The sequence below is a fragment of the Roseomonas sp. 18066 genome, assembly GCF_902706185.1.
Taxonomy (GTDB): domain Bacteria; phylum Pseudomonadota; class Alphaproteobacteria; order Acetobacterales; family Acetobacteraceae; genus Pseudoroseomonas.
The window spans coordinates 1-24,146 of the sequence record NZ_CACSJM010000073.1; the positions used below are offsets into that span (position 1 = coordinate 1).

At 72.1% G+C, this 24,146-nt stretch carries 18 protein-coding genes and 1 tRNA gene; 9 read left to right on the plus strand and 10 right to left on the minus strand.

What is annotated here, in order from left to right; genetic code table 11:
* From GVN67_RS15750 to GVN67_RS15760, 3 genes are all read right to left on the minus strand, one after another.
* The coding region (locus tag GVN67_RS15750) for a hypothetical protein (RefSeq protein ID WP_159997622.1) at positions 1-282 on the minus strand (282 nt) is incomplete at its 3' end.
* Positions 283-400: 118 nt separating this feature from the next.
* Positions 401-1,207, minus strand: a complete 807-nt coding sequence (locus tag GVN67_RS15755; RefSeq protein ID WP_159997624.1) for an undecaprenyl-diphosphate phosphatase — start codon at positions 1,205-1,207, stop codon at positions 401-403.
* A gap of 176 nt (positions 1,208-1,383) precedes the next feature.
* Positions 1,384-2,472 (minus strand): TRAP transporter substrate-binding protein, encoded by a 1,089-nt coding sequence (locus GVN67_RS15760; protein WP_159997626.1) that lies wholly within the window; start codon positions 2,470-2,472, stop codon positions 1,384-1,386.
* 216 nt (positions 2,473-2,688) lie between these two features.
* On the opposite strand from GVN67_RS15760, the gene GVN67_RS15765 reads away from it, so the two are divergent.
* Both GVN67_RS15765 and GVN67_RS15770 read left to right on the plus strand, forming a co-directional pair.
* Positions 2,689-3,624: a DUF4189 domain-containing protein gene (locus tag GVN67_RS15765; RefSeq protein ID WP_159997628.1), complete on the plus strand. Its 936-nt coding sequence runs from the start codon at positions 2,689-2,691 to the stop codon at positions 3,622-3,624.
* A gap of 35 nt (positions 3,625-3,659) precedes the next feature.
* On the plus strand, positions 3,660-4,688 hold the full coding sequence (locus GVN67_RS15770) for a transporter substrate-binding domain-containing protein (protein WP_159997630.1): 1,029 nt from the start codon (positions 3,660-3,662) through the stop codon (positions 4,686-4,688).
* A 209-nt stretch (positions 4,689-4,897) separates the two neighbouring features.
* Here GVN67_RS15770 and ahcY read toward each other — a convergent pair whose 3' ends face one another.
* The 3 genes from ahcY to GVN67_RS15785 form a co-directional block, all read right to left on the minus strand.
* Entirely contained in the window at positions 4,898-6,205 is a 1,308-nt protein-coding gene (ahcY, locus tag GVN67_RS15775; protein WP_159997632.1) for an adenosylhomocysteinase, read from the minus strand.
* A gap of 126 nt (positions 6,206-6,331) precedes the next feature.
* Positions 6,332-6,964: a CoA transferase subunit B gene (locus GVN67_RS15780; protein WP_159997634.1), complete on the minus strand. Its 633-nt coding sequence runs from the start codon at positions 6,962-6,964 to the stop codon at positions 6,332-6,334.
* 15 nt (positions 6,965-6,979) lie between these two features.
* Positions 6,980-7,687, minus strand: coding sequence for a CoA transferase subunit A (locus GVN67_RS15785; protein WP_159997636.1), 708 nt, complete (start codon positions 7,685-7,687; stop codon positions 6,980-6,982).
* A 212-nt stretch (positions 7,688-7,899) separates the two neighbouring features.
* On the opposite strand from GVN67_RS15785, the gene GVN67_RS15790 reads away from it, so the two are divergent.
* The 3 genes from GVN67_RS15790 to GVN67_RS15800 all read left to right on the plus strand — a co-directional run bounded on the left by GVN67_RS15790 (position 7,900) and on the right by GVN67_RS15800 (position 10,491).
* Positions 7,900-7,975, plus strand: a tRNA-Ala gene (locus tag GVN67_RS15790).
* Between the two features lie 79 nt (positions 7,976-8,054).
* Positions 8,055-9,824 carry an adenine deaminase gene (locus GVN67_RS15795; RefSeq protein ID WP_159997638.1) on the plus strand — a complete coding sequence of 590 codons (1,770 nt, stop codon included), beginning with the start codon at positions 8,055-8,057 and terminating at the stop codon, positions 9,822-9,824.
* A 118-nt stretch (positions 9,825-9,942) separates the two neighbouring features.
* Entirely contained in the window at positions 9,943-10,491 is a 549-nt protein-coding gene (locus GVN67_RS15800) for a DUF4269 domain-containing protein (protein WP_159997640.1), read from the plus strand.
* A gap of 98 nt (positions 10,492-10,589) precedes the next feature.
* Here GVN67_RS15800 and GVN67_RS15805 read toward each other — a convergent pair whose 3' ends face one another.
* The 3 genes from GVN67_RS15805 to GVN67_RS15815 are packed head-to-tail and all read right to left on the minus strand — an operon-like array spanning position 10,590 to position 12,253.
* Entirely contained in the window at positions 10,590-10,931 is a 342-nt protein-coding gene (locus tag GVN67_RS15805) for a hypothetical protein (protein ID WP_159997642.1), read from the minus strand.
* Positions 10,932-10,989: 58 nt separating this feature from the next.
* Positions 10,990-11,472, minus strand: a complete 483-nt coding sequence (locus GVN67_RS15810) for a DUF1579 domain-containing protein (RefSeq protein WP_235035324.1) — start codon at positions 11,470-11,472, stop codon at positions 10,990-10,992.
* Between the two features lie 55 nt (positions 11,473-11,527).
* Positions 11,528-12,253, minus strand: coding sequence for a thioredoxin family protein (locus tag GVN67_RS15815; RefSeq protein ID WP_159997646.1), 726 nt, complete (start codon positions 12,251-12,253; stop codon positions 11,528-11,530).
* Between the two features lie 89 nt (positions 12,254-12,342).
* Here GVN67_RS15815 and GVN67_RS15820 point away from each other — a divergent pair, with 89 nt between their 5' ends.
* The gene (locus GVN67_RS15820) at positions 12,343-12,789 is read left to right on the plus strand and encodes a MarR family winged helix-turn-helix transcriptional regulator (RefSeq protein ID WP_159997648.1); all 447 of its coding nucleotides are present in this window, start codon (positions 12,343-12,345) and stop codon (positions 12,787-12,789) included.
* Positions 12,790-13,067: 278 nt separating this feature from the next.
* Here the strand turns inward: GVN67_RS15820 and GVN67_RS15825 are convergent, their stop codons facing one another.
* On the minus strand, positions 13,068-13,817 hold the full coding sequence (locus tag GVN67_RS15825) for an SDR family NAD(P)-dependent oxidoreductase (RefSeq protein ID WP_159997650.1): 750 nt from the start codon (positions 13,815-13,817) through the stop codon (positions 13,068-13,070).
* A 110-nt stretch (positions 13,818-13,927) separates the two neighbouring features.
* Here GVN67_RS15825 and GVN67_RS15830 point away from each other — a divergent pair, with 110 nt between their 5' ends.
* From GVN67_RS15830 to GVN67_RS30455, 3 genes are all read left to right on the plus strand, one after another.
* Entirely contained in the window at positions 13,928-14,938 is a 1,011-nt protein-coding gene (locus GVN67_RS15830; RefSeq protein ID WP_159997652.1) for a C-terminal binding protein, read from the plus strand.
* 265 nt (positions 14,939-15,203) lie between these two features.
* Positions 15,204-16,586 carry a glycosyltransferase family 1 protein gene (locus GVN67_RS15835; RefSeq protein WP_235035325.1) on the plus strand — a complete coding sequence of 461 codons (1,383 nt, stop codon included), beginning with the start codon at positions 15,204-15,206 and terminating at the stop codon, positions 16,584-16,586.
* Between the two features lie 103 nt (positions 16,587-16,689).
* Complete coding sequence (locus GVN67_RS30455) at positions 16,690-24,090, plus strand: type I polyketide synthase (protein WP_159997654.1); 7,401 nt, start codon at positions 16,690-16,692, stop codon at positions 24,088-24,090.
* The last annotated feature ends 56 nt before the right edge of the window (positions 24,091-24,146 follow it).

Genomic DNA, 24,146 nt, shown 5'->3' on the forward strand with positions numbered 1-24,146 from the left:
CCGCAGCACCGGCGAGGGCGCCCGCAACACCCAGCTGCGCAGCGGCGGCGGGGTCCAGCCGGCGGTGGGCACGCCGCCCACGGCCGGGACCGGCGCCTGCTCCAGCGGCACCGGCGCCGGGGTGACCGGGCGGATGCGGTCGAACTGCCGGGCGGAGCCGGCCATCATGTCGCCGCCCGGGCTGGTCTCGTTCGGCCACATCTGAGCCGCCGCCCCGCCGGGCAGCAGCACGGGCGAGGCCAGCATCGCCATCAGGAAGAAAGCCCGAGCCGGGAAGCGCATGAAAAAAATGCCGCCGAAGGAATGGGCGGGCAGGATGCCGTCCCCATCCCCTGCGATCAAGTTCCAGGATTGAGACGCTGAAGCACAACCGTCGGGCGGTCCTGCCCCGGCGAGAAACTCAGCGGACCGCCAGCCAGCCCAGGATCACCACGCCCAGCGCGATGCGGTAATAGGCGAAGGGGGTGAAGCCGATGCGGCTGATCACCGACATCAGCCAGCGCACGATCAGCAGCGCGACGACGAAGGCGGCGACGAAGCCGATGCCGATCAGCCCGGCGGCGCTGAAATCAAGCTCCGCCCGGTTCTTGTAGAGGCTGAACACGGTGGCCGCGATCATCGTCGGGATGGCCAGCAGGAAGCTGAACTCGGCCGCGGTGCGCCGGTCGACGCCGACCAGCAGGGCGCTGATGATGGTGGCCCCCGACCGGCTGGTGCCCGGGATCATCGCCAGCGCCTGGCCGAAGCCGATCAGCAGCGCCGCCAGCGGCCCGATCTCCGGCACCGAATGGATGCTGGGATCGGGGCGGGCGCGCTCGATGACGATGATGGCGATGCCGCCCACGATCAGGGCGATGGCCACCACCAGCGGCGTGTAGAGCAGCTCGGTGACCGTCTTGTAGAGGGTGGCGCCCAGCACCATCGCCGGCAGGAAGGCCAGGGCCAGGTTCATGGCGAAGTAGTATTCGTGGCTGCCGCGCTTCCACATGCCCAACGCGATGCGGATCAGCGTCGCCCGGAACAGCCAGATCACCGCCAGCACGGCGCCCAGCTGGATGCTGATCTCGAAGGTCTTCCCCGGCGGGCCGTGGAAGCCGATGGCCTCCGCCAGCAAAATCAGGTGGCCGGTCGAGGAGATCGGCAGGAATTCGGTGAGGCCCTCGACCACCCCCATCAACAGGGCGGAAAGTGCCAGGGAAAAGTCCATGAAGGGGTCCTGCCAGGAAGGGCCTTCCGGATAGCCCGGCCGGCCCTGCCTTGTCACTCAAACCCCTCGGGAAAGGCCAAAAATTTCTTATATTTTAACGACATGCAGGGGCCGCGAAAAATCCCGCGGCCCCTGCCCCGTCACGGTATCAACGCACCGTCTTCAGCGACCCGCTTTCAGCGAACCGTCTGCTGGGCGGTGAAGGCGAAGTTGTCGAAGGAGTTCTCGGCGACGCGGAACCAGGCATATTCGTCGTCGCGGAAGCGGCGATAGGATTCCCAGATCTTCTTGAAGCGCTCGTTCTTCGCGCTGGTCTCGTCATAGAGCTCATGCGCGGCCTTCCAGGCGGCGCCGAGGATCTCGCGCGACCAGGGGCGCAGCTGGGCGCCCGCCGCCACCAGCCGGCGCAGCGCCTGCGGGTTGCCGGCGTCGTAGCGCGCGGTCATCTCCTGGTCGGCCTCGGCGCAGGCCACCTCCAGCGCCGCCTTGTAGGGGGCGGGCAGCGCCTCGAAGGCGGGCTTGTTGATCATCAGGTGCAGCCGCGCGCCCGGCTCCCAGAAGCCCGGGAAATAGTAGTTCGGCGCGACGCGGGCGAAGCCCAGCTTCTCGTCGTCATAGGGGCCGACGAATTCCACCGCATCCAGCGTGCCGCGTTCCAGCGAGGGATAGATGTCGGCCGCCGCGACCTGCGTCGGCACCGCGCCCAGCTTGGCGAAGACTTGGCCGGCGAAGCCCGCGATGCGGAACTTCAGGCCATGCAGCTCGGCCACCGTCTTCACTTCCTTGCGGAACCAGCCGCCCATCTGGGCCCCGGTGTCGCCGGCGCTGAAGGCCACGATGTTGTAGGAGCCGAACAGCTCGTTCGCCAGCGCCTGGCCGCCGCCATGCCGGTTCCAGGCATTGAACATGCGGGTGTTCAGGCCGAAGGGCATGGCGGTGAAGAAGGCGAAGGAAGGGTCCTTGCCGGTGTAGTAGTAGGACGCCGAATGCGCGCATTCGACCGTGCCCGCCTGCACCGCGTCCAGCGCCTGCAGCCCGCCGACGATCTCGCCCGCCGGGAAGCAGCGGATCTGGAACTTGTTGTCGGTCAGGGCGGCCACGCGGCGGGCGATCAGCTCCGGCGTGCCGAACAGGATGTCCAGGTTGCGCGGAAAGCTGCTGGTCAGCCGCCAGCGCAGCTCCGGCGCGGCCTGCGCCAAGGCGGGGGCAGCCAGCGCGACGGGCGCGGCAGCCGCCGCGGCGCCGAGCAGGGCGCGACGATTCATGACGGATTCCTCCCAGGGAAACGCAACAATCTTGCCCGTAGCCCATCGGCGCCAGCAAGGAAAGCCCGCGCATCGCCGCCGTTCCAGCCTGCTCAATTTTGGGAAGCATCGGGGGAAAACTGCGTGAAGCGTTAACTCGACGCTTTTTAAGCAATCCGTCATGCTGCAAGCGCGGGCGGAGCCATTCCCCCGGTTTCCTGAACGAGGCGGAGGGCGATGCGAAGCTTCCTTACCGGATGGATCCTGGCGGCCGGGCTGGCGCTCGGCCTGGTCAGCCACCCCGCGCTGGCGCAGACCGGCAACCCGACGCATGACGCGCTGCTGGCCCGCCCGGCCACCGAGCGCCCCGGCATCTTCCACCAGGCGCTGCAGCAGCGTGGCAATGCCTGCACCGGCGTGATCGCCGCCTATTTCGCCGGGCTGGACCCGTCGCGCACCGCCTATTGGGATGTCCGCTGCCGCGATGGCGGGTCCTACCGCACCGCCATCGCGCCGGTGCGCTATGCCCAGCCCGCCTTCATCACCTGCGGCGCCGTGGTGCCGGCCCCGGCCGGCGGCCCCTGCTTCCAGCCGATCGGCACGGCCCCCGCACCCGCGGTGACGCTGGCGGTGGCCACCACCCCGGTCGCCACCGCCGCCCCCGCGCTGGAGCGGAACGCCGCGCAGGAAGCGCTGTGCCGGCAGAGCTGCTCCAGCCAGGCGGCCGAGCTCGGGGCCGCCTGCCAGTCGCGCTGCATGGCCGGGCACGGGCTGCAGCAGGGGGCGCAGATCGCCGACCAGCTGCCGGCCGGCACCCGCTTCGGCGCCGTCTACTTCCCCGATCCGCCGGTGCCGGCGGTGGGCTTCGCCAATGGCGGCGCCGACCGGCTGGCGGTGAACATGCAGTCGGTGAAGGAATGCCAGGCCAAGGCCGGGCGCGTGCCCTGCCTGTTCCAGGCCGAGCTGGTCAACCGCTGCGGCGCCGTGGCCCAGGCGATCGGCCGCAGCCCGCAGGCGCTGGTGATGACCAGCGATCCCTCGACCCAGGTGCTGACCGCGACGCTGGTCGGCCAGGGCGAGACGGTGGAGGCCGCCGAGGCCGATGCCCTGGCCCGCTGCACCCGGCTGGAGAAGCCCGGCACGGTGTGCCGCATCGTGGTCTCGCGCTGCTGATGCCCCCCCTTCCCTCTTCCATGACGAGGCGCCCGATGCGTCACACCCTGATGGCGGCGGCGCTCGCCCTGCTGCCGCTCGCCACCGTCGCCACGGCCCAGGCCGGCACGCTGGAGGATGTCCGCGCCCGCGGCAGCCTCAACTGCGGCGTCTTCGGCAAGCTGCCCGGCTTCTCCGCCCCCGACGCCTCGGGCGCGATGCGCGGGCTGGATGCCGATTACTGCCGCGCCGTCGCCGCCGCTGTCCTGGGCGATGCGACCAAGCTGCGCTTCGTCGCGCAGGCGACGCCGAATGACGGCATGGCGGCCCTCGGCACGGGCGCCATCGACATCCTGGCGCGCAACGTGACGCTGACGCTGTCGCGCGACGGCGCCCAGCCGGTGACCCCGGTCGGCATCCTGTTCCATGACGGCCAGGGCTTCCTGGTGCCGGCCGACGGCAAGGTGACCACGGCGCAGCAGCTCGGCGGCAAGCGGATCTGCTTCACCGAGGCCGGCGGCATCTCGGCCTCGGCCGAGCTGCAATCCTATGGCGCGCGCCAGGGACTGGCCTTCACCGAGGTGAAGCTGCCGGATGCCGCGGCGCTGGTCGCCGCCTTCAAGGCCGGGCAATGCGACGCCATGGCCGGCGACATCTCGGCGCTGGCCGCCCGCCGCGCCACCGACTTCGCCCAGCCGGAAAGCGTGATGCTGCTGCCCGAGGCGATCTCGCGCGAGCCGCTGGGCCCGCTGGTCCGCCAGGGCGACGAGGCCTGGCGGCAGGTGGCCTTCTGGGTGCTGCAGGCGCTGGTCGAGACCGAGGAGCGGGAGATCACCTCGGCCACTCTCACCGCCAGCCTGCAGGGCAGCGACCCGGTGGCGCGGCGGCTGCTGGGGCTGACGCCGGGCATCGGCGAGCCGATCGGCCTGGCCGATGACTGGGTGCTGCAGGTGGTGCGGCAGGTCGGCAATTACGGCGAGATCTATTCGCGCAGCCTGGGCGCGGCCTCGGCGATCGGGCTGGACCGCGGCATCAACGCGCTGTGGCTGCAGGGCGGGCTGCTGTATCCGCTGCCGCTGCGGTAATTCATTGAATAGTCAGCATTAAAAAAGGCCAGGGGAATGAATTCCCCTGGACCCCATCTTTTTTCTGCGAGTCCGCCAGCCTGACGGACCAGCACTATTTAAGCCCCGCAGTACCGCCGCTTGATCGCCTCAGCGACGGAGGGCGCCAACGAGCGCCCGAGGACTCCCGGCGGGGTCCGGGGGGATACTATCCCCCCGGAATCTTACTCTTAGTAACGATACTCTTCATGCTTGAACGGCCCCGAGGCCGGCACGCCGATGTACTCGGCCTGGGCCGGGCTCAGCTTGGTCAGCTTGGCGCCGACCTTGGCCAGGTGCAGGAAGGCGACCTTCTCGTCCAGCTTCTTCGGCAGGGTGTAGACCTTGCACTCGTAAGCCTTGGCGTTGGTCCAGAGCTCGATCTGGGCCAGCACCTGGTTGGAGAAGCTGGCCGACATCACGAAGGACGGGTGGCCGGTGGCGTTGCCCAAGTTCACCAGGCGGCCTTCCGACAGCACGATCAGGCGCTTGCCGTCGGGGAAGATGACCTCGTCCACCTGCGGCTTGACGTTGTCCCAGGTGAAGTTGCGCAGCGCGCCGATCTGGATCTCGCTGTCGAAGTGACCGATGTTGCAGACGATGGCGCGGTGCTTCATCGCGCGCATGTGGTCCAGCGTGATCACGTCGATATTGCCGGTGGCGGTGACGAAGATGTCGCCCTGCGGGGCGCCCTCCTCCATGGTCACGACCTCATAGCCTTCCATCGCGGCCTGCAGCGCGCAGATCGGATCGGCCTCGGTCACCAGCACGCGGCAGCCGGCATTGCGCAGCGACGCGGCCGAGCCCTTGCCGACATCGCCGAAGCCGGCGACGACAGCGACCTTGCCGGCCATCATCACGTCGGTGCCGCGGCGGATGGCGTCGACCAGGCTCTCGCGGCAGCCATAGAGGTTGTCGAACTTCGACTTGGTGACGCTGTCGTTCACGTTGATGGCGGGAACCTTCAGCGTGCCCTTCTTCACCATGTCCCACAGGCGGTGGACGCCGGTGGTGGTCTCCTCCGACAGGCCGCGCACATCGGCCAGCAGCTCGGGGAACTTGTCATGGACCAGGGTGGTCAGGTCGCCGCCATCGTCCAGGATCATGTTGATCGCCCAGCCGTCCGGGCCGCGGACGGTCTGGTCGATGCACCACCAGAACTCTTCCTCCGACAGGCCCTTCCAGGCGAAGACCGGGATGCCGGCGGCGGCGATGGCGGCCGCGGCATGGTCCTGCGTCGAGAAGATGTTGCACGACGACCAGCGGACCTCGGCGCCGAGCGCGGTCAGCGTCTCGATCAGCACGGCGGTCTGGATGGTCATGTGCAGGGACCCGGCGATGCGGGCGCCCTTCAGCGGCTGGCTGGGGCCGTATTCGGCGCGCAGCGCCATCAGGCCGGGCATCTCGTCCTCGGCCATGGCGATCTCCTTGCGGCCCCAGGCCGCGAGCGAGATGTCCTTGACCTTGTAGTCGCTGAAGCCGGGGGTCGCGTCGGGCATGTCTGTTCTCCGCAATGGCGGCCGCGATAGCACGGTCGTCCCTTGCGGCCAAGGGAAAGCCACGAGGCATAAGGATAGGTTTATGTGATCCTTCCGCGAGGGGGTCGCCCCCCTCGCGGCGCGGGGTCAGGCCTCGAAGGCCGCCTCGGTCTTCTCGCGCACTTCGTCCAGCGTGACGCCGGGGGCGAGCTCGACCAGCGCCATGCCCCCGGCCTTGCGGTCGATCGAGAAGACGCCGAGCTCCGTGATCACCATGTCGACCACCGCCCGGCCGGTCAGCGGCAGGGTGCATTCGCGCAGCAGCTTGGGCTTGCCGCCGGCGGTGTGCTCCATCAGCACGACGACCTTCTTGACGCCGGCGACCAGGTCCATGGCGCCGCCCATGCCCTTCACCATCTTCCCCGGGATCATCCAGTTCGCCAGGTCGCCATTCTCGGCCACCTGCAGCGCGCCCAGGATGGACAGGTCGACATGGCCGCCGCGGATCATCGCGAAGCTGTCGGCGGAGGAGAAGAAGCTGGTGGTCGGCAGGGTGGTGACGGTCTGCTTGCCGGCATTGATCAGGTCCGGGTCTTCCTCGCCCTCATAGGGGAAGGGGCCCATGCCGAGCATGCCGTTCTCCGACTGCAGCTGGACGCTGATGCCGTCGGGGATGTGGTTGGCCACCAGCGTCGGAATGCCGATGCCGAGGTTGACGTAGAAGCCGTCCTGCAGTTCGCGGGCGGCGCGGGCCGCCATCTCGTCGCGGGTCCAGGGCATATCTCTATTCCTCCCTCAGGCCGCGCGCTTGCGGGTGGTGCGCTGCTCGATGCGCTTGGCATAGCCCTCGGGCAGCTTGACGATGCGCTTCACATAGATGCCCGGGGTGTGGATGTGGTCGGGGTCGATCTCGCCGGCCGGCACCAGGTGCTCGACCTGCACGATGGTGACCTTCGCCGCCGTCGCCATCATCGGGTTGAAGTTCCGCGCGGTCTGGCGGAACACCAGATTGCCCTCGGTATCCGCCTTCCAGGCATGGATGATGGCGATGTCGGCGAAGATGCCGCGCTCCATCACATAGGCCTCGCCGTCGAAGTCCCGCGTCTCCTTGCCCTCGGCGACGGCGGTGCCGACGCCGGTCTTGGTGAAGAAGGCGGGGATGCCGGCGCCGCCGGCGCGGATCCGCTCGGCCAGCGTGCCCTGCGGGTTGAACTCGATCTCCAGCTCGCCGGCCAGGTACTGCTTGGCGAAGGTCGCGTTCTCGCCAACGTAAGAAGAGATCATCTTCTTGATCTGGCGGGTCTGCAGCAGCAGGCCGAGCCCGGCATCGTCGACGCCGGCATTGTTGGAGACGACGGTGAGGTCCTTCACGCCGGAATCACGGATGGCCTCGATCAGGCTGGCGGGGATGCCGCAAAGGCCGAAGCCGCCGGAATGGATCAGCAGGCCGTCGCGCAGCAGGCCATCCAGCGCGGCCCGCGCATCCGGGTAGACTTTCCGCATCGTCACACTCCCCAGTTCAGGATGGGCCGCAGGCTAACGGCCAGGGCGCGGTCGCGGAAGGGGGCGCGCGGGGCTGCCTACGGGGCCGTTTCTGTCCAGCCGAAGCCCCGCATGGCGGCCATGCGGGGCCACTGCAAAAAAACGGAAATAACCCGCCTTGAGGCGCTTGCGCGCCCCGCGGCCGGTAGTTATACCCCGCCTCACTTCCCCGGGGGGCCATAGCTCAGTTGGGAGAGCGCTTGAATGGCATTCAAGAGGTCGTCGGTTCGATTCCGATTGGCTCCACCAGTTCAACGGGTCGCCCTGAAAAGGGCGGCCCGTTTTACTTTGTGCGCCCCGCCGCCCTGCTTCCGCTAATCTCCACGCCATGAGCATCGACCGGCAGTTCCCGCTGAACGACCGCGACCTGCGCGACCGCGCGGTGCGCGCGGCGCAAGGGCTTCTTCCCTTTGACCTGCTGCTGACCGGCGGCCGCATCGCCGACATGGCCACCGGCGAGCTGCGCGAGGCCGATCTCGGCTGCGTCGGGCCGCTGATCGCCTCGGTCCATCCGCGCGGCCAGCGCGACGACGCGGCGACGGTGATCGCGCTCGGGGGCCGCATCCTGGTCCCCGGGCTGATCGACACGCATATGCATGTCGAGAGCTCGATGCTGACCCCGCGCCGCTATGCCGAGACGGTGCTGCCGCAAGGCACCACGACGGTCTGCTGGGATCCGCATGAGCTCGGCAATGTCGCCGGCATCCCCGGGGTGCGCTGGGCGGTCGAGGCGATGCGCGACCTGCCGCTGCGGGCCCTCGTCCTGGCGCCGTCCTGCGTGCCCTCCGCCCCGGGGCTGGAGCGCGCGGGCGCCGAGTTCGGCCCTGACGAGCTGACAGAAATCCTGTCCTGGCCCGAGGTCGCCGGCGTCGCCGAGGTGATGGACATGCGCGGCGTGCTGGCACGCAGCCCGCTGATGGCCGGCATCGTCCAGGCCGGGCTGGAGGCCGGCAAGCTGGTCTGCGGCCATGCGCGGTCGCTGACCGGCGGCGCGCTGCAGGGCTTCGCCGCGGCGGGGATATCCTCCGACCACGAGATCACCTCCGGCGCCGACCTGCTGGAGAAGCTGCGCGCCGGCTTCGCCATCGAGCTGCGCGGCAGCCACGACTACCTGTTGCCCGAGGCGGTCGCGGCGCTGGCCTCCCTGCCCCGCTGGCCGCAGACGCTGACGCTGTGCACCGACGATGTCTTCCCCGACGACCTCGTCGCCGGCGGCGGGATGATCGACCTGCTGCGCCGCCTGGTCCGCTACGGCATGCCGGCGATGGAGGCCTTGCGCGCGGCCACGCTGAACGCGGCGCAGCGCATCGGGCGGGCCGATCTCGGCCTGCTGGCCCCGGGCCGCCGCGCCGATTTTTTTTCGGTGGGCTCGCTCGATGGGCTCGCCGTGGCCGACGTCTTCGCCTCCGGTGTGATGGTGGCGCGGGACGGCGCCATGGCGGTGCCGCTGCCGGAAGCCGATCCGCCGGGGCTGCGCGACACGATGCGGCTGGGGGCGCTGGCGCCGGCCGATTTCACCTTGCGCGCGCCAGGGCCCACCGCCCGGCTGCGCACGGTGTCGCAGCCGCGCTTCACCCGCTGGGGCGAGATCGAGGCGCCGGTCGTCGACGGCGCCGTCGCCCTGCCGGAGGAGGCCTGCTGGATGGCGGTGGTGCATCGGCACGGCCTGGCCGAGGCGCGGCCGGTGATGGGCGTGCTGGAGGGCTGGGGCGCCTGGCGCGGCGCGCTGGCGACGACGGTCGCGCATGACAGCCACAATCTCTGCGTCTTCGGCCGCGGCGCGGAGGACATGGCGCTGGCCGCCAATGCCCTGATCGAGGCGGGCGGCGGCATGGCCGTGGCCTCGGGCGGGGTGGTCCGGGCCTTGCTGCCCTTGCCGGTGGCCGGCCTGATCTCCGATGCGCCCGCGGCCGAGGTTGCCGCGCGGTTCTCCGCGTTGCGCGCCGCGACCGACGGCATTGCCGAGTGGCTGCCGCCGTACCGGGTGTTCAAGGCGGTGGTCGGCGCCAGCCTGGCCTGCAATGCCGGCCCGCATGTGACGGACCTGGGCGTGGCCGACGGCGCCACCGGCGAAATTCTCGCAACGCTGGTGGCTTAGCCCGCGGCAGCCCCGACAGAAAAAAGATGGGGTCCAGGGGAATTCATTCCCCTGGCCTTCCTGCTTAAGCTTCTCTGTAAGACATGGAGGAGCTCCGCATGCCCCCTCGGATCGATTGATGCCGGGCGCCCGGCTACGTCCCGATTATCGCGAGGCCTTGCGGCGCGGCAGCCTGCTGTCGCGGCTGGCTGCTTTCGACCCGCATGTGGCCGGCACGCCGCCGCTCGGCCTCGACCTGCCGGGCAGCGACATCGACGTGCTGTGCTTCGCCCCCGACGCCATCGCCTTCGCCGCCGCGGTGTGGGACGCCTTCTCCGAGGCGCCTGGCTTCCGCATGCGGCAATGGCGCCGGGGCGACCGGCCCGTGGTGGCGGAGTTCACGCTGGAGGGCTGGCCGGTGGAGGTTTTCGGCCAGGCCCGGCCGGTGGCCGAGCAGCATGGCTGGCGGCATTTCCGGGTGGAGAGCCGGCTGCTGGCGATGGGCGGCCCGCCGTTCCGTGCCGCCGTGAAGCGCCACCGGGAGGCCGGGCGCAAGACCGAGCCGGCCTTCGCCCTGGTGCTGGGCCTGGCCGGCGACCCCCACCAGGCGCTGCTGGAGCTGGAGGCGCGGCCGGACGAGGTGCTGCGCACCGCGCTGCGCTTCGCCGGCTATCGAGTCATCGCCTAGAAAATGCTGCCTTCGGACAGGCGAAGACAGATTTCTCCAGGACCGTGTTTGATCGCGTGATTCAGGCTTCTCGATGACGCCACCTCAAGCCATCACGTCTAGCCCGGCTCCAGCGGCGGCATGCCGAAGCCGTGGCTGCTGCGCAGCTCGAGGATCTGCACGGCGCCGGGCAGCGCCACCAGGAATTCGGCGTCGCGCCGCAGGTGGTGGATGGCGGTGGGGTCGCGGCCGGTGAAGCGGGCCATCGACTCGATGTCCGGCCAGTAGGAGATGGTGGTGAACTCCACCTCCGTGCCGCGATCCTCGCGGAAGGTCTGCACCGCCAGCGCCTTCTCGACCAGCGGTAGGATGCCGGCCTCGTAGTTGTAGAGCTCGTATTCATCGGCGCGGGCGCGCAGGACGCGGCCGCGCCAGATGCGGGCGATGCGGGGCTGCTGCATGGCGATCGTCCTTCGATAGGCCTGCGCAACCAACGCCGCAGCCCGGGCCGCGGCTGCGTCAGACCCGCCGATAGACGCCGCGCATCACCTGCTGCCAGCGGCCATCGGGCATCTCCATGCGCGAGGTCAGGCTCCGCGTGCCGTCCGGTTCCAGCGCGATGATGTCCTGGAAGCGCGCGGTGCCGCCGCCAGGGCCGAAATTCGGCCCCTCGGTGTCCAGCGTCAGCACGCGGCGATCGGCATCGAGCTGGCCGCGATAGGCCCAGAGATGCGTCATCATCGACGCCGCGAAGGTGCCGAGGAAGCAGCCCTGGGCCGGGTCGTAGCCCAGGGTCATCAGGGTGCGGGCCTCGCTGTCCGGGGCCATGCCGGGGCCGACGCCCTCGCAGAGGATCCAGGCCTCGCCGAGCGCGCGCACCGTCTCGCGCCCCTCGAAGCTGACGGGCTCGCCGCCCGGGGGTGCCGCGCATTCGGTGGCGAAGCGCCAGTCGCCCTGGAACTGCAGCAGCCAGCGGTGCTCGTCGGTGATGCTGGGCGCCATGCAGTCGCCCGTGGGGCCGACCGTGGGGTCTACCGTGGGGTCGCCTCCCTCCCGGTCAGTCATGGCAGCAGCCGCCGGCCGGCCCGGCCTTGTCCGGCGCGTATTCGTCGTGGCGGCGCACCCAGTCCATGGTGCCCTGCTCGTTGCGGCCGCGCGGCGTGCGATCCATCAGCATGAAGGTGCCGAGCAGCTCCTCCAGCCCGCGGGCATAGGTGGAATAGGTGTGGAAGACCCGCCCCGCATCGTCGCGGGCGAAGACGCTGAGGCCGGGCAACTCGGTCTCCGCCTGGCCGGCCGGCAGCGGCGCGTCGTGGCCGTCGGCGCCGCCCGCCGCGGGCAGGCTGACATGGTAGTCCTCGTTGAAGCGGCTGCCCTGCGACGAGACCCAGGGGAAATGCCAGCCCATGCGGCGGCGATAGGCCTCGATCTCCGCCAGCGGCGCGCGGGAGACGGCGACCAGGCTGACATCATGGTGCTGCAGATGCGCCAGCGTGCCATCCAGGTGGTCGGCCAGGAAGGAGCAGCCGGTGCAGCCCGCCTCCCAGCCCGGGGCCAGCATGAAATGATAGACGATGAGCTCGCCGCGGCCCTCGAACAGCTCGGACAGGCGCTTCGGCCCGGCCAGCGTGTCGAAGCGGTAGTCCTCGGCCACCGCCACCCAGGGCAGGGCGCGGCGCTGCTCGTTCAGCCGGTCGCGCGCCCGCGTCATCGCCTTCTCCTCGGCCAGCAGCGCCTTGCGGGCCGCCAGCCAGTCCTGGCGCGAGACGATCTGGTTCTGCATCGCCGTTCCTCCCTTGGCGGCCGGGGCCAGGGGCACGAGGCCGCGGGGCGATCTTGACAGAGAAGGTTGATATCAACATTATAAACTTCGTGTCAGAACCGGTCGAGCTGCCCTTCGCGACCACCCTCATGGTGCGCGACCACTGCCTGTGCCTGCATGCCCAGCGCGCCGCCCGCGCGCTCGCCCGGCGCTTCGATGCCGCGCTGCGCCCGGCGGGGCTGACCAACGGGCAGTTCTCGCTGCTGATGTCGCTGAACCGCCCCGAGCCGCCGCCGATGGCCCCGGTCGCCCAGCTGCTGGCGATGGACCGCACGACGCTGACGGCGATGCTGAAGCCGCTGGAACGCCGCGGCCTGGTGCAGGTGCTGGTGTCGGAAGCGGACAAGCGCAGCCGCCGCCTGGCCCTGACCCCCGCCGGCCGGACCCTGCTGGCCGCGGCGATGCCGATCTGGACCGCGACCCACGCGGCGGTCGAAGCCGAACTGCCGCCGGGGAACGCGGCGCGGCTGCGGGCGGATCTGGTGGCGTTGGGGTGAAGAGAAGACAGGAACAGGCAAGGTAAAGGTTGGGGGAATGAATTCCCCCAAACCCCCATCTTCTTTCTGATCACCGGCTGTTCGGCGACCTGCGCTTTGCCGGAACCCCCGTCAGGGCATCACGGCGGGGCGCCGTTTTCATAAAATCAGGGCTCTTTGATGGGTCGCGCGTCGATGGGGCGCGGCGTCCCGCGTGGCCAAGGCTGTGCGGCAGCACTGACAGAAAGAAGAAGGGGTCCAGGGGAATTCATTCCCCTGGCCTGTCCCTGCCCTGTCCTTCAGATGACGACGCCCCCATCGACATGCAGCACCTGCCCGGTGATGTACCCGGCCTTCGCCGAGCCCAGGAAGGCGATCGCCTCGGCGACATCGGCGGGCAGGCCCAGGCGGCGCATCGGGATGCGGGTCAGCACCGCTTCCCAGCCCTTGGCGTCCAGCGCGGCATGGGCGCCGGCGTCCTTCTGGGTGTAGCCGGGGGCCACGGCGTTCACCGTCACCTTCGGCGACCATTCCAGGGCCAGGGCCTTCACCAGCGCCTCCAGCCCCGCCTTCGCCGCGGCCGAGGCGGGGAAGACCGTGCTGTCGGTGCGGAAGTTGTGCGCGACGAAGGAGGAGACGGCGACCAGCCGCGGGTCCTGCCCCTGGGCCAGGATCGGCCCGGCCGCGCGCGCCAGCCGCAGGAGCGCCCACAGGATGGTGTCCTGGCTTTTCGCGAAGGCTTCGTCGGTCAGCTGCGCCACCGGCGTGCGGTCGGCGAAGCCGGCGTTGGACACCAGCACGTCGAGCCCGCCCAGCTTGTCGGCGGCCTCCGCCACCAGGCGCGCGGCGGCCTCGGGCTCGACCAGGTCGGCCAGCAGCACCACCGCCTCGGCGCCGAGCTCACGGGCGGCGGCGGCGGCGCGCTCGGCGCCCTCGCGGTTGTTGCGGGCATGCAGGGCCAGGCGCGTGCCGGGGGCGGCCATGGCGCGCGCCGTGGCGGCGCCGATGCCGCTGGAGGCGCCAGTGATCAGGATGCTGCGGTTCGCCATGGGGCCAGCCTTCATTCTCTGCGATTCGCCGAAGCTTAGGCGGGGTGGCTTGCATGCCCAACCCCAGGATCGCATCCTGATCGCAACGATAATCCGGAGGGACTCCTCGCATGCTGACCGTGCTCGAGCCGGAAGGCCTCTATCCCGACACTGTCCTGGAGGATGGGTTGTTCGCCGGCCGGATCCGGCTGCTGCGCGGCGGCGGCGAATCGGGTCTGGCGGCCTTGCCGGATGCGGTCTGCGCCGAGGCCGAGGGGCTGTTCATCTTCCGCAACTGGCTGCGCGCCGCCGACCTGCCGCGGTTTCCGAAGCTGCGCGCGGTGGTGCGGATGGGCGTGGGCTACGACCGGCTGGACCGTGAGGCGCTGGACGATCGCGGCATCGCCGTCTGCAACATTCCCGACTACGGCACCACCGAGGTCGCCGACCATGCCGTGGCGCTGGCCCTCGCCCTGCGGCGGGGCATCGCGCTGCATCACGACCTGCAGCGCGGCGACGACCCGGCGCCCTGGACCCAGGTGGAGACGCCGCTGGTGCAGCGGCTGGGCGAGCAGAATTTCGGCATCCTGGGCCTGGGGCGGATCGGCACGGCGGTGGCGCTGCGGGCGAAGGCCTTCGGCTTCGACGTCGCCTTCTACGACCCCTACTTGCCGAACGGGGTGGACCGGGCGCTGGGCATCACCCGGGTCCGCAGCCTGGAGGCGCTGATGGCGCGCACCGACACGCTGTCGCTGCATGCGCCGCTGACGCGGGCGACGACCGGGCTGGTGGACGAGGCGGCGCTGCGCCGGCTGCGGCCCGGGGCGGTGGTGGTGAACACGGCGCGCGGGCCGATTCTCGACCTGGACGGGCTGGAGCGCTGCCTGCGCGATGGCCACCTGGCGGGGGCGGGACTCGACGTGCTGCCGGTGGAGCCGCCGTCGACGGGGCCTGTCCCGTCGCTGCTGGCGGCGTATCGGGCGCGCGAGTCCTGGCTGCGGGGGCGGCTGATCGTGACGCCGCACAGCGCCTTCCACACGCCGCAGGCCTATGCGGACATTCGTTTGAAGAGCGCGGAAACAATGCAGGAAATTCTCGTGACGGGCACTTCCGCTAACCGGATACCGCGCGCAAGAGAATGACGGGAAATTTAATCTTCCACCAAAGCCAGCGCCACAAGTGCTTGATTTTTGTGCGCATAACGAAAAGTTCAAATCGTTTTTACTCGACGAAACAAGCACATTCTCATAAATGAGATTGACCAAGGGTTAATCCCGCCACAAAATCGTGACAGTCTCCCTTCGCAGTTGCAGCATAGTCTGGTGACGACCTGCTAACGTTCGCCGGCTACCGAACTGCATCGGAGGCGTCCCGTCAGGGTGCCGCCACCGTTCCCGAGGATCCATGATGCCCGCTGAACCACACCCAGACAGCCTGCATGTGATCCTGGACGTGTCGCGTCTGCTGGGCTGCGGCCGCAAGCGTACCCCCTCCGGAATCGATCGCGTCGAGCTCGCCTATGCCCGCCACTGGATGGCCGCCCCCGAGGAAGCCGTCAGCTTCGTCGGCCAGGAGCTGCAGGGCGGCTTCGGCCAGCTGCCGCGCAAGCTGGTGGCCGAGCTGGTCGCGGCGCTGACCGAAGCCTGGAGCAGCGGCCAGGCCAATGGCCCGGCCTTCCGCCGTGCCGCGCGCCTCGGCTCGCTGGGCCGCGGCCGCCTGCTGCTCGGCCTCGGCCGCAGCGGCCTGGCGCGGCTGCTGCAGTCGGGCCGCCGCATCGCCTTCCTGCTGGTCTCGCACCAGGCGCTGGACCGCGCCGGCCCGATCGAGGCGATGCGCCGCGCCGGCTGCGCCTTCGTCCCCCTGATCCACGACCTGATCCCGGTCACCCATCCGGAATATGCCCGCCCCGGCCAGGCCGAGAAGCATCTGCGCCGGATCGGCACCACGGCCGCGCTGGCCGACGGCATCATCGTCAACTCGGCCGCGACCGCCGAGGCGCTGGCCCCGCATATGGGCGGCCGCGTCACGCCGCCGCCGGTCCTCGTCGCCCCGCTCGGCATCGACACCATGCCGCGCGCCATGCCGACGGTCGCCTCCGACCCCTATTTCGTCACCCTCGGCACCATCGAGCCGCGCAAGAACCACCTGCTGCTGCTGCATATGTGGCGGGAGCTGGCGCGCACCCATGGCGCCGCGACGCCGCGGCTGATCGTCATCGGCAAGCGCGGCTGGGAGAACGAGAACATCGTCGACATCCTGGAGCGCTGCGTCTCGCTGCGCGGCCTGGTGCAGGAGGTCGGCCAGCTGCCGGACCGCATGGTGGCCGAGGTGATGCAGGGCGCGACCGCCCTCCTCTTCCCCTCCTTCGCCGAGGGCTACGGCCTGCCGCTGGCGGAAGCGCTCGCGATCGGCGTGCCGACCATCTGCTCCGACCTGCCGGCGCTGCGCGAGGTCGGCGGCGACGTGCCCGACTATCTCGACCCGCTGGACGGCACGGCCTGGCGCCAGGCCGTGCTCGACTACGCCTCGCCCGACAGCCCGGCCCGCGCCGCCCAGATGGCGCGCATGGCCGGCTGGAAGACCCCCGACTGGGCCGAGCATTTCCGCCTGGTCGACGGCCTGCTGGCCGATGTCACCGATCCGACGCCGCGCCACTTCCCCTCCGGCCATGCCGCCCGCGCCCGCAGCCGCGCCGCCGTGCCGGCCGCCGGCTGGGCCGGCCAGCCCGGCGCCGTGGCGCCCGGCGTCCATGGCGGGGTCGTTGCCGCAGGCGCCGAAGCCGTGCCATGACCGATGGCGGATGGGCCGCCCTGCCGGCCCGTTGCGCGATCCGTCCGTTCTTCTCGAACCCTTCGCGCAGGCTGCCCACCAGGCGGCGCACTGAGCATGTGGAATGACCGAAGCTAGCAAGCTCTCCGCCCGTCGGCAGAACAGGGGCCAAGCCCTGGAACCCATCGCCATCATCGGCGCCGCCTGCCGCCTGCCAGGTGCCGCGGATATCGACGCCTTCTGGGACCTGCTGGTCCGGGGCGGCGACGCGGTGTCGACCCTGCCGGCCGAGCGCTTCACCCAGGCCTCCTTCCACCACCCGCGCAAGGGCGAGCCCGGGCGCAGCTATAGCTTCGCCGCCGCGCATCTGGGCGACATCACCGGCTTCGACGCCCCCGCCTTCGGCCTGTCGCCGCGCGAGGCGGCGGAGATGGACCCGCAGCAGCGCCTGCTGCTCGAGGTCGCGGCCGAGGCGCTGGAGGATGCCGGCTGGCCCGCCACCCAGCTGGCCGGCCGCCAGGTCGGCGTCTGGATCGGCGGCAGCTCGACCGACCATGCCGAGCTGCGCCTGGCCGACCCCGCCGGCACCGACCGCTACTTCATGACAGGCAACACCCTGTCGATCCTGTCCAACCGCCTGACCAATGTCTTCGACCTGCGCGGTCCGGGGCAGACGGTGGACACCGCCTGCTCCTCCTCGCTGGTGGCGCTCGACGCCGCGGTCGCGGCGCTGCGCGCCGGCCGGGTCGAGGCGGCCCTCGTCGGCGGCGTGCAGCTGCTGCTCTCGCCCTTCGCCTTCGCCGGCTTCTCCCGCGCCGGCATGCTCTCCGCCCGCGGCCGCTGCCAGGCTTTCGACGCCGGCGCCGACGGCTATGTCCGCGGCGAGGGCGCCGGCCTCGTGGTGCTGAAGCCGCTCTCCGCGGCGCTGGCTGCCGGCGACGCCATCCGCGGCGTCATCCTCGGCTGCGGCACCAATGCCGCCGGCCGCACCATCGGCCTGTCGCTGCCCAACCGCGAGGCCCAGGCCGCGCTGCTGGCCCGCACCGTCGCCGAAGCCGGCGTCAGCGCCGGCGACCTCGCCTATTTCGAGGCGCATGGCACCGGCACCCAGGCCGGCGACCCGGCCGAGACCTGGGCGATCGGCACCGCCCTGGCCCAGGGCCGCAGCACGCCGCTGCCGATCGGCTCGGTGAAGACCAATATCGGCCATCTCGAGCCCGCCTCCGGCATGGCCGGGCTGCTCAAGGCGATGCTGGTGCTGGAGCGCGGCAAGCTGCCCGCCAACCTGCATTTCAACACGCCGAACCCGAATATCGACTTCGCCGGGCTCAACCTGCGCGTCGCCACCACGACCGAGGACCTCGAGCTCACCGACAAGTCGCTCGCCGGCGTCAACAGCTTCGGCTTCGGCGGCACCAACGCCTCGCTGCTGCTGGGTCGCGCGCCGGCCGCCAGGGCGCCCACGGAAAAGCCCGCCAAGGCGACGCCGCCGCTGCTGCTCTCCGCCCGCTCCGCCGCCGCGCTGCGCGCGCTGGCCAGCAGCTGGCAGGACAAGCTGGCGACGCCGGCCAACGATCCCGTCCCGGCCCTGCTGCGCGGCGCCGCGCGGCATCGCGACCTGCATGGCCACCGCCTGGCCCTGCGCGGCGGCACGACCGAGGAGCTGGCCGGGCGCCTGGCCGGCTGGCTGGCCGGCGAGCGCCCGGACGGCCTGGTCCAGGGCCAGGCCAAGCGCGGCGCCGGCGGCCATGTCGCCTTCGTCTTCTCCGGCAATGGCGCGCAATTCGCCGGCATGGCGACCGAGGCCATGGCGCATAACCCTGCCTTCCGCGCCGCCGTGCGCCAGGCCGATGCGCTGCTCACCCCGCTGACCGGCTGGTCCGGCTATGCCCTGCTGAAGCGCGGCGTCACCGCCGGGGAGCTCGCCGGCACCGACCGCGCCCAGCCGCTGCTGTTCCTGGTGCAGCTCGGCATCCTGGCGGCGCTGGCCGCCGAGGGCATCCGCCCCGACCTCTGCCTCGGCCACTCGGTCGGCGAGGTCGCCGCCGCCCATGCCGCCGGCATCCTGACGCTGCAGCAGGCGGTGACGCTGGTGGTCGCCCGCTCCCGCGCCCAGCACAGCCGCCAGGGCCATGGCCGCATGGCCGCGATCGGCTGCGGCGCCGAGGCCGCCGCGCCGCTGCTGGCCGCCTGCGCGCCCGACGAGGCCGGCTGGCGCCCCGAGATCGCCGCCTACAACGCCCCCGACGCCATCACGGTGGCCGGCCCCGAGGCCGCCATCGACGCGCTGGTCGCGGCCGCCAAGGCGCAGCGCCTGGCCGCCGTCCGCCTCGACCTCGACTATGCCTTCCACTCGGCGGCGATGGACCCGGTGCGCGGCGCCCTGGCGGCCGAGCTCGCCGGCCTGTCGCCCGGCGCCGAGGCGCGCGCCTTCCTCTCCTCGGTGACCGGCAGCAAGCTGCCCGGCGCCGCGCTGGATGCCGAATACTGGTGGCAGAACCTGCGCGCCCCCGTCCGCTTCCAGGCGGCGGTGCAGGCGGCGGTCGATTCCGGCGCCCGGCTGTTCATCGAGATCGGCCCGCATCCGGTGCTGCAGTCCTACCTCCGCGAAAGCCTGCGCGCGGCCGAGGCGGAAGCCCCGGTGCTGCCCAGCCTGTCGCGCCGCGACGGCCTGGGCGACCCCTTCGCGGGCCTGGCCGACCGCGCCTTCGCGCAGGGCGCCGATCCGCGCCAGGGTCCGGCCTGGCAGGGCCCCGCCGCGCGCCGCGGCCTGCCCTTCACCCCCTTCGAGCGGCAGCGCCACTGGTTCACCCCCAGCGCCGAATCCGCGCGCCTGACCGACGCCCTGACCGACCACCCGCTGCTCGGCCAGCGCCAGGGCACCGATCCGGGCCGCTGGGGCCGGCTGCTCGACACCACGCTCGAGCCGTGGCTGGCCGACCACAAGCTGGGCGGCGAGGCCGTGCTGCCCGCCACCGCCATGCTGGAGATGGCCTTCGCCGCCGGCGCGCTGCTGTTCCCGGAGGCCCCGGCGCTCGAGCTGCGCGACATGCAGATCCTGCGCGCCCTGCCGCTGGCCGCCGACCGCACGCGGGAGATCCGCAGCCACCTCGATGTCGAGACCGGGCTGTTCCGCCTGGAAAGCCGGCCGCGCCTGTCGGGCGAGGTCTGGACGCTGCATGCCCGCGGCCAGGTGGCGCCCTCGACGCTGGCCGCCCTGCCGGATGACGCGGTGCAGCCGCCGGTCAACCCGCATCTGATCCCCGGCGAGCAGACCCGCGCCCAGGCGCGGCGCTTCCACCTCGATTACGGCCCGGCCTTCGCGGTGGTGGAAAGCATCCGCCTCGGCCAGTCCGGCCGCCGCGCCGAGGTGAAGCTGACCCTGCCCGAGGCCGCCCCCGGCGACGAGGCCGGCTGGCTGCTGCACCCGGTCCGCTTCGACGGCGCGCTGCAGGGCATGGTCGAGCTGCTCTCGCCCGGCGAAAGCCAGGATGGCCGCGCGGTCGTCCCCGTCCGCTTCGGCCGCGTCGTGCTGAAGCGCGGCGCCCCGGTGCCGGTCACCGCCGACCTGCAGCTCCTCCATCGCGGCGAGCGCTCCGGCCACTACACCCTGGCGCTGCGCGACGGCGGCGGCCAGGTGGTCGCCCGCCTGGAGGATGGCTGGATGCAGCGCATCCGCCTGGCGCCGCGCCTGACGCCGGAGGAGGCGGTGTTCCGCCTGGTCGACCAGGCCGTGGGCCCGCAGCCCGGCCGGGCGCCGACCATCGACATCGACGCCGCCGCCACCGCCGCCCTGGCCGAGGACCTGGCCCAGGACCTGTCGGAGACGGCACTGCTGCTGGAAGGCCATGTCGTCTCCAGCCTGCATGCCGCGCTGGCCGCCCTGGCCGGCGAGACCGGGCGGCTGCCCGCCGCGGGCCTGACCCCCTATGCCCAGGCCATGCTGCGGGCGCTGGCCGAGGACGGCCTGGCCGAGCCCTCGGGCGGCGGCTGGAAGCTGGATGCCGAGGCCGAGCTGCCGGAGGCCGGCGACATCTGGCGCGCCGTCCTCGCCGAAAGCCCGACGCTGGCGCATGAGCTGGCCTGGCTGGCGCTGGCCGCCGAGCGCCTGCCCGCTGCCCTGCAGGGCCCCTCTGGCCTGCAGGCAAATGAGACCACGCTGGGTGCCACCGCCCCCGACAGCCCGCCGCCGCCGGTCGAATCCGCCGGCTTCGAGCGGCTGGCCGGCGTGCTGGCCGAGGGCGTCGCCGCCATCGCCGCCGCCTGGCCGGAGGACCGCGCCCTGCGCGTGGTCGAGCTCGGCGCCCATGGCGGCCCGCTGACCCGCGCGCTGATGGCCGTGCTCGGCGCCAGCGGCCGCCGCGTCCGCTACACCGCCACCGCCGCCCCGGGCGACAGCCGCGCCGCCGCCATCCCGCCGCATGCCGCGAATATCGACTTCGCGCATGAGGCCTGGGACATGGCCGGCCCCGCCCCGGCGCTGCAGGCCGACCTGGTCGTCGGCCTGGCCGCCGGCGCCCGCAGCCGCCGCGGCGCCGGGCTGCTGGCCGCCGCCGCCACGCTGCTGGCCGGCCGCGGCGCCCTGCTGCTGGCCGAGCCGCTGCCCGGCCGCGCCTGGGACTTCGCCTGCGGCCAGGATCCCAGCTGGTGGGAGGATGGCGCCTCGCCGCTGCCCGAGGCCAAGGACTGGGAAGCCGCCGGCAATGCCCCGGGCTGGTCGCGCCTGGCCGCCCAGCCGCTGAACGCCGCGCCCTGGCCGGCGCTGCTGCTCGCCGCCCGCGCCACCGCCGCCGCATCGACCGTGCCGGTCGCCACCACGGCAACCGCCCCCGCCGAGCCGCCCACCCTGGCCCAGCCGGTGCAGATCCATGCCGACTTCGCCAGCGCCAGCCGGGTCGAGGCGCTGACCCAGGCCCTGGCCGCCGCCGGCGCCCGGGTCACCAGCCATCCGCTGTCGGCGGCGCAGCGCCAGGCGCCGCGCAACCTGGCCGGCGCCCTGGTCCTGGTCCTGGCCGCCCCCGGCGCCGACGCTCTGCCGGCGACGCTGGCCCAGGTCACCGCGCTGGCCGAGGCCGCCCGCGGCCGCGCCGGCGGCTTCTGCCTGATCTCCAACGACGCGCTGCTGGAGCCGGAAGCCGCCGCGCTGCATGGCCTGGTGCGCGTGCTGGCCAATGAGATGGCGGAGCTGAAGCCGCGCCGCATCGGCCTGTCCGCGGCGCTCGACCCCGACGCCGCCGCCGCCCGGCTGCTGCCGGAGCTGATCGGCGCCGAGGCCGGCCGCGAGCCCGAGCTCAACCTGGCCCCTGCCGCCCGCCTGGCCCCGCGCCTGCGCGCCCAGGGCCTGGCCGGCACGCCGCGCGGCCCGTCCAAGCTGGTGATCCGCCAGCCGGGCCAGCTCGGCAGCCTGGGCTGGGAGGCGATCGCCCTGCCCGCCCCCGGCGCGCAGGAGGTCATCGTCCGCGTCGAGGCCTCGGGCCTCAACTTCCGCGACCTGATGTGGGCGCAGGGGCTGCTGCCGGAGGAAGCCCTGCTGCTGGGCTTCGCCGGCCCGACGCTGGGCATGGAGATGGCCGGCGTCGTCGAGCAGGCCGGTCCCGCCAGCGGCTACGCCCCCGGCGAGGCGGTCTTCGGCTTCGCCCCCGCGGCGCTGGCCAGCCGGGTGCGCACCCATGCCTCGGCCATCGCCCGGCTGCCGCGGGGCCTCGGCTTCGCCGCCGCCGCCACCGTGCCCGTCGCCTTCCTGACCGCGGTCTATGCGCTGGAACGCTGCGCCAATCTCCGCCCCGGCGAGACCGTGCTGGTGCATGGCGGCGCCGGGGCCGTGGGCCTGGCCGCGCTGCAGGTGGCGCGTGCCGCCGGGGCGCGTGTCGCCGCCACCGCCGGCAGCCCGGCCAAGCGCGCCTTCCTGCGCGCCGCCGGCGCCGAGCTGGTGCTGGACAGCCGCGACCCCGGCTTCGCCGACCAGCTGCGCGCCGCCTGGCCCGACGGCGTCGATGTCGTGCTGAACTCGCTCGCCGGCGACGCCATGGAGCGCACGCTCGGCCTGGTAAAACCCTTCGGCCGCTTCGTGGAGCTGGGCAAGCGCGACTTCTTCGAGAACCGTCGCGTCGGCCTGCGCCCCTATCGGCACAACCTGACCTATTTCGGCGTGGACGTGGACCAGCTGCCGAAAGCCCGCCCCGAGATCGCCCAGTCGCTGCTGGCCGAGATCGGCGCGCGCCTGGCCTCCGGCGCGCTGCACCCGCTGCCCTTCGCCCGCTGCGGCGCCGGCGAGGTGGAGACCGCCTTCCGCACCCTCCAGGCCAGCGGCCATATCGGCAAGCTGGTGCTGACCCCGCCGCCGGTGCCGCAGGAAGGCGAGGAAGCCGGCTGGTCCCCGCCCGAAGGCACCATCCTGGTGGTCGGCGGCACCCAGGGCTTCGGCTTCGAATGCGCCAAGTGGCTGGCCGCCCGCGGCGCCACCCACCTGGCGCTGCTGTCGCGGCGCGGCGGCACCACGCCGGGGGCCGAGGCCGCGCTGAAGACCCTGGCGGCGCTGGGCGCCCGCGCCACCTTCCACGCCGCCGACGCCACCGACGAGGGGCAGCTGGCGGCAGCGCTGGCCGCCATCCGCGCCGAGGGCCCGGCCTTGGTCGGCGTCGTCCAGGCCGCCGCCATCTTCGACGATGCCGCCGCGACCGCGCTCGACGAGCGCCGCTTCGCCAGCGTCATCGCGCCGAAGCTCAATGCGGCGCGCCACCTGGACAAGCTGACCCGGCGCGATCCGGTGACGCTGTTCCTGATGTTCTCCTCGGCCACCACCGCCATGGGCAATCCGGGCCAGGCCAACTACGTCGCCGCGAATATGGGCCTGGAGGCCCTGGCGCGGCGCCGCCAGGCGGCCGGCAAGGCAGCGCTGGCCGTCGGCTGGGGCCCGATCGCGGATGCCGGCTTCCTGGCCGGCAACACCGCGACGGCGGAAACCCTGGCGCGGCGCCTGGGCGTCGAGGCCATGGCCGCGGCCGAGGCCCTCTCCGCCCTGCCGGCCATGCTGGCCAGCGGCGCCCCGGTGCTGGGCATCGCCCGCATCGGCTGGCGCGAGGCGCGGATGGTCCTGCCGATCCTGGAAGAGCCCATCTTCGCCGCCGTCCGCGGCCGCAGCGAGCAGGCCATCGACGCCGGCGACCTGCGGGCGCATCTGGTGACCCTGGCCCCGGAGGAGCAGCGCGGCCTGCTGCGCTCCGTCGTCCAGGAGGAGATCGCCCGCATCCTGCGCCTGCCGCCCGAGGCGGTGCCGGCCGATGCGCCGGTCGCGGGGCTCGGGCTCGACAGCCTGGGCGGGCTCGAATTGCGCGGTGCCTTGGAGCAGCGGCTGGCCATGCCGGTGCCGCTGGCTTCCGTCACCGAGGACCTCACCATCGACGTGCTGGCCCGCAAGCTCTCCGACGGGCTGGCCGGGCAGCAGAAGCCCGAAGACGCCATCGCTCACCTCGTCGAGCAGTATGAGCCGAGCGAGGCACCGCAGCCGGCGCAGGCGGCGGAGTAAGAAAGGCTGGGGGAAAGAATTCCCCCAGACCCCCATCTTTTTTCTGTCTGAAAGAA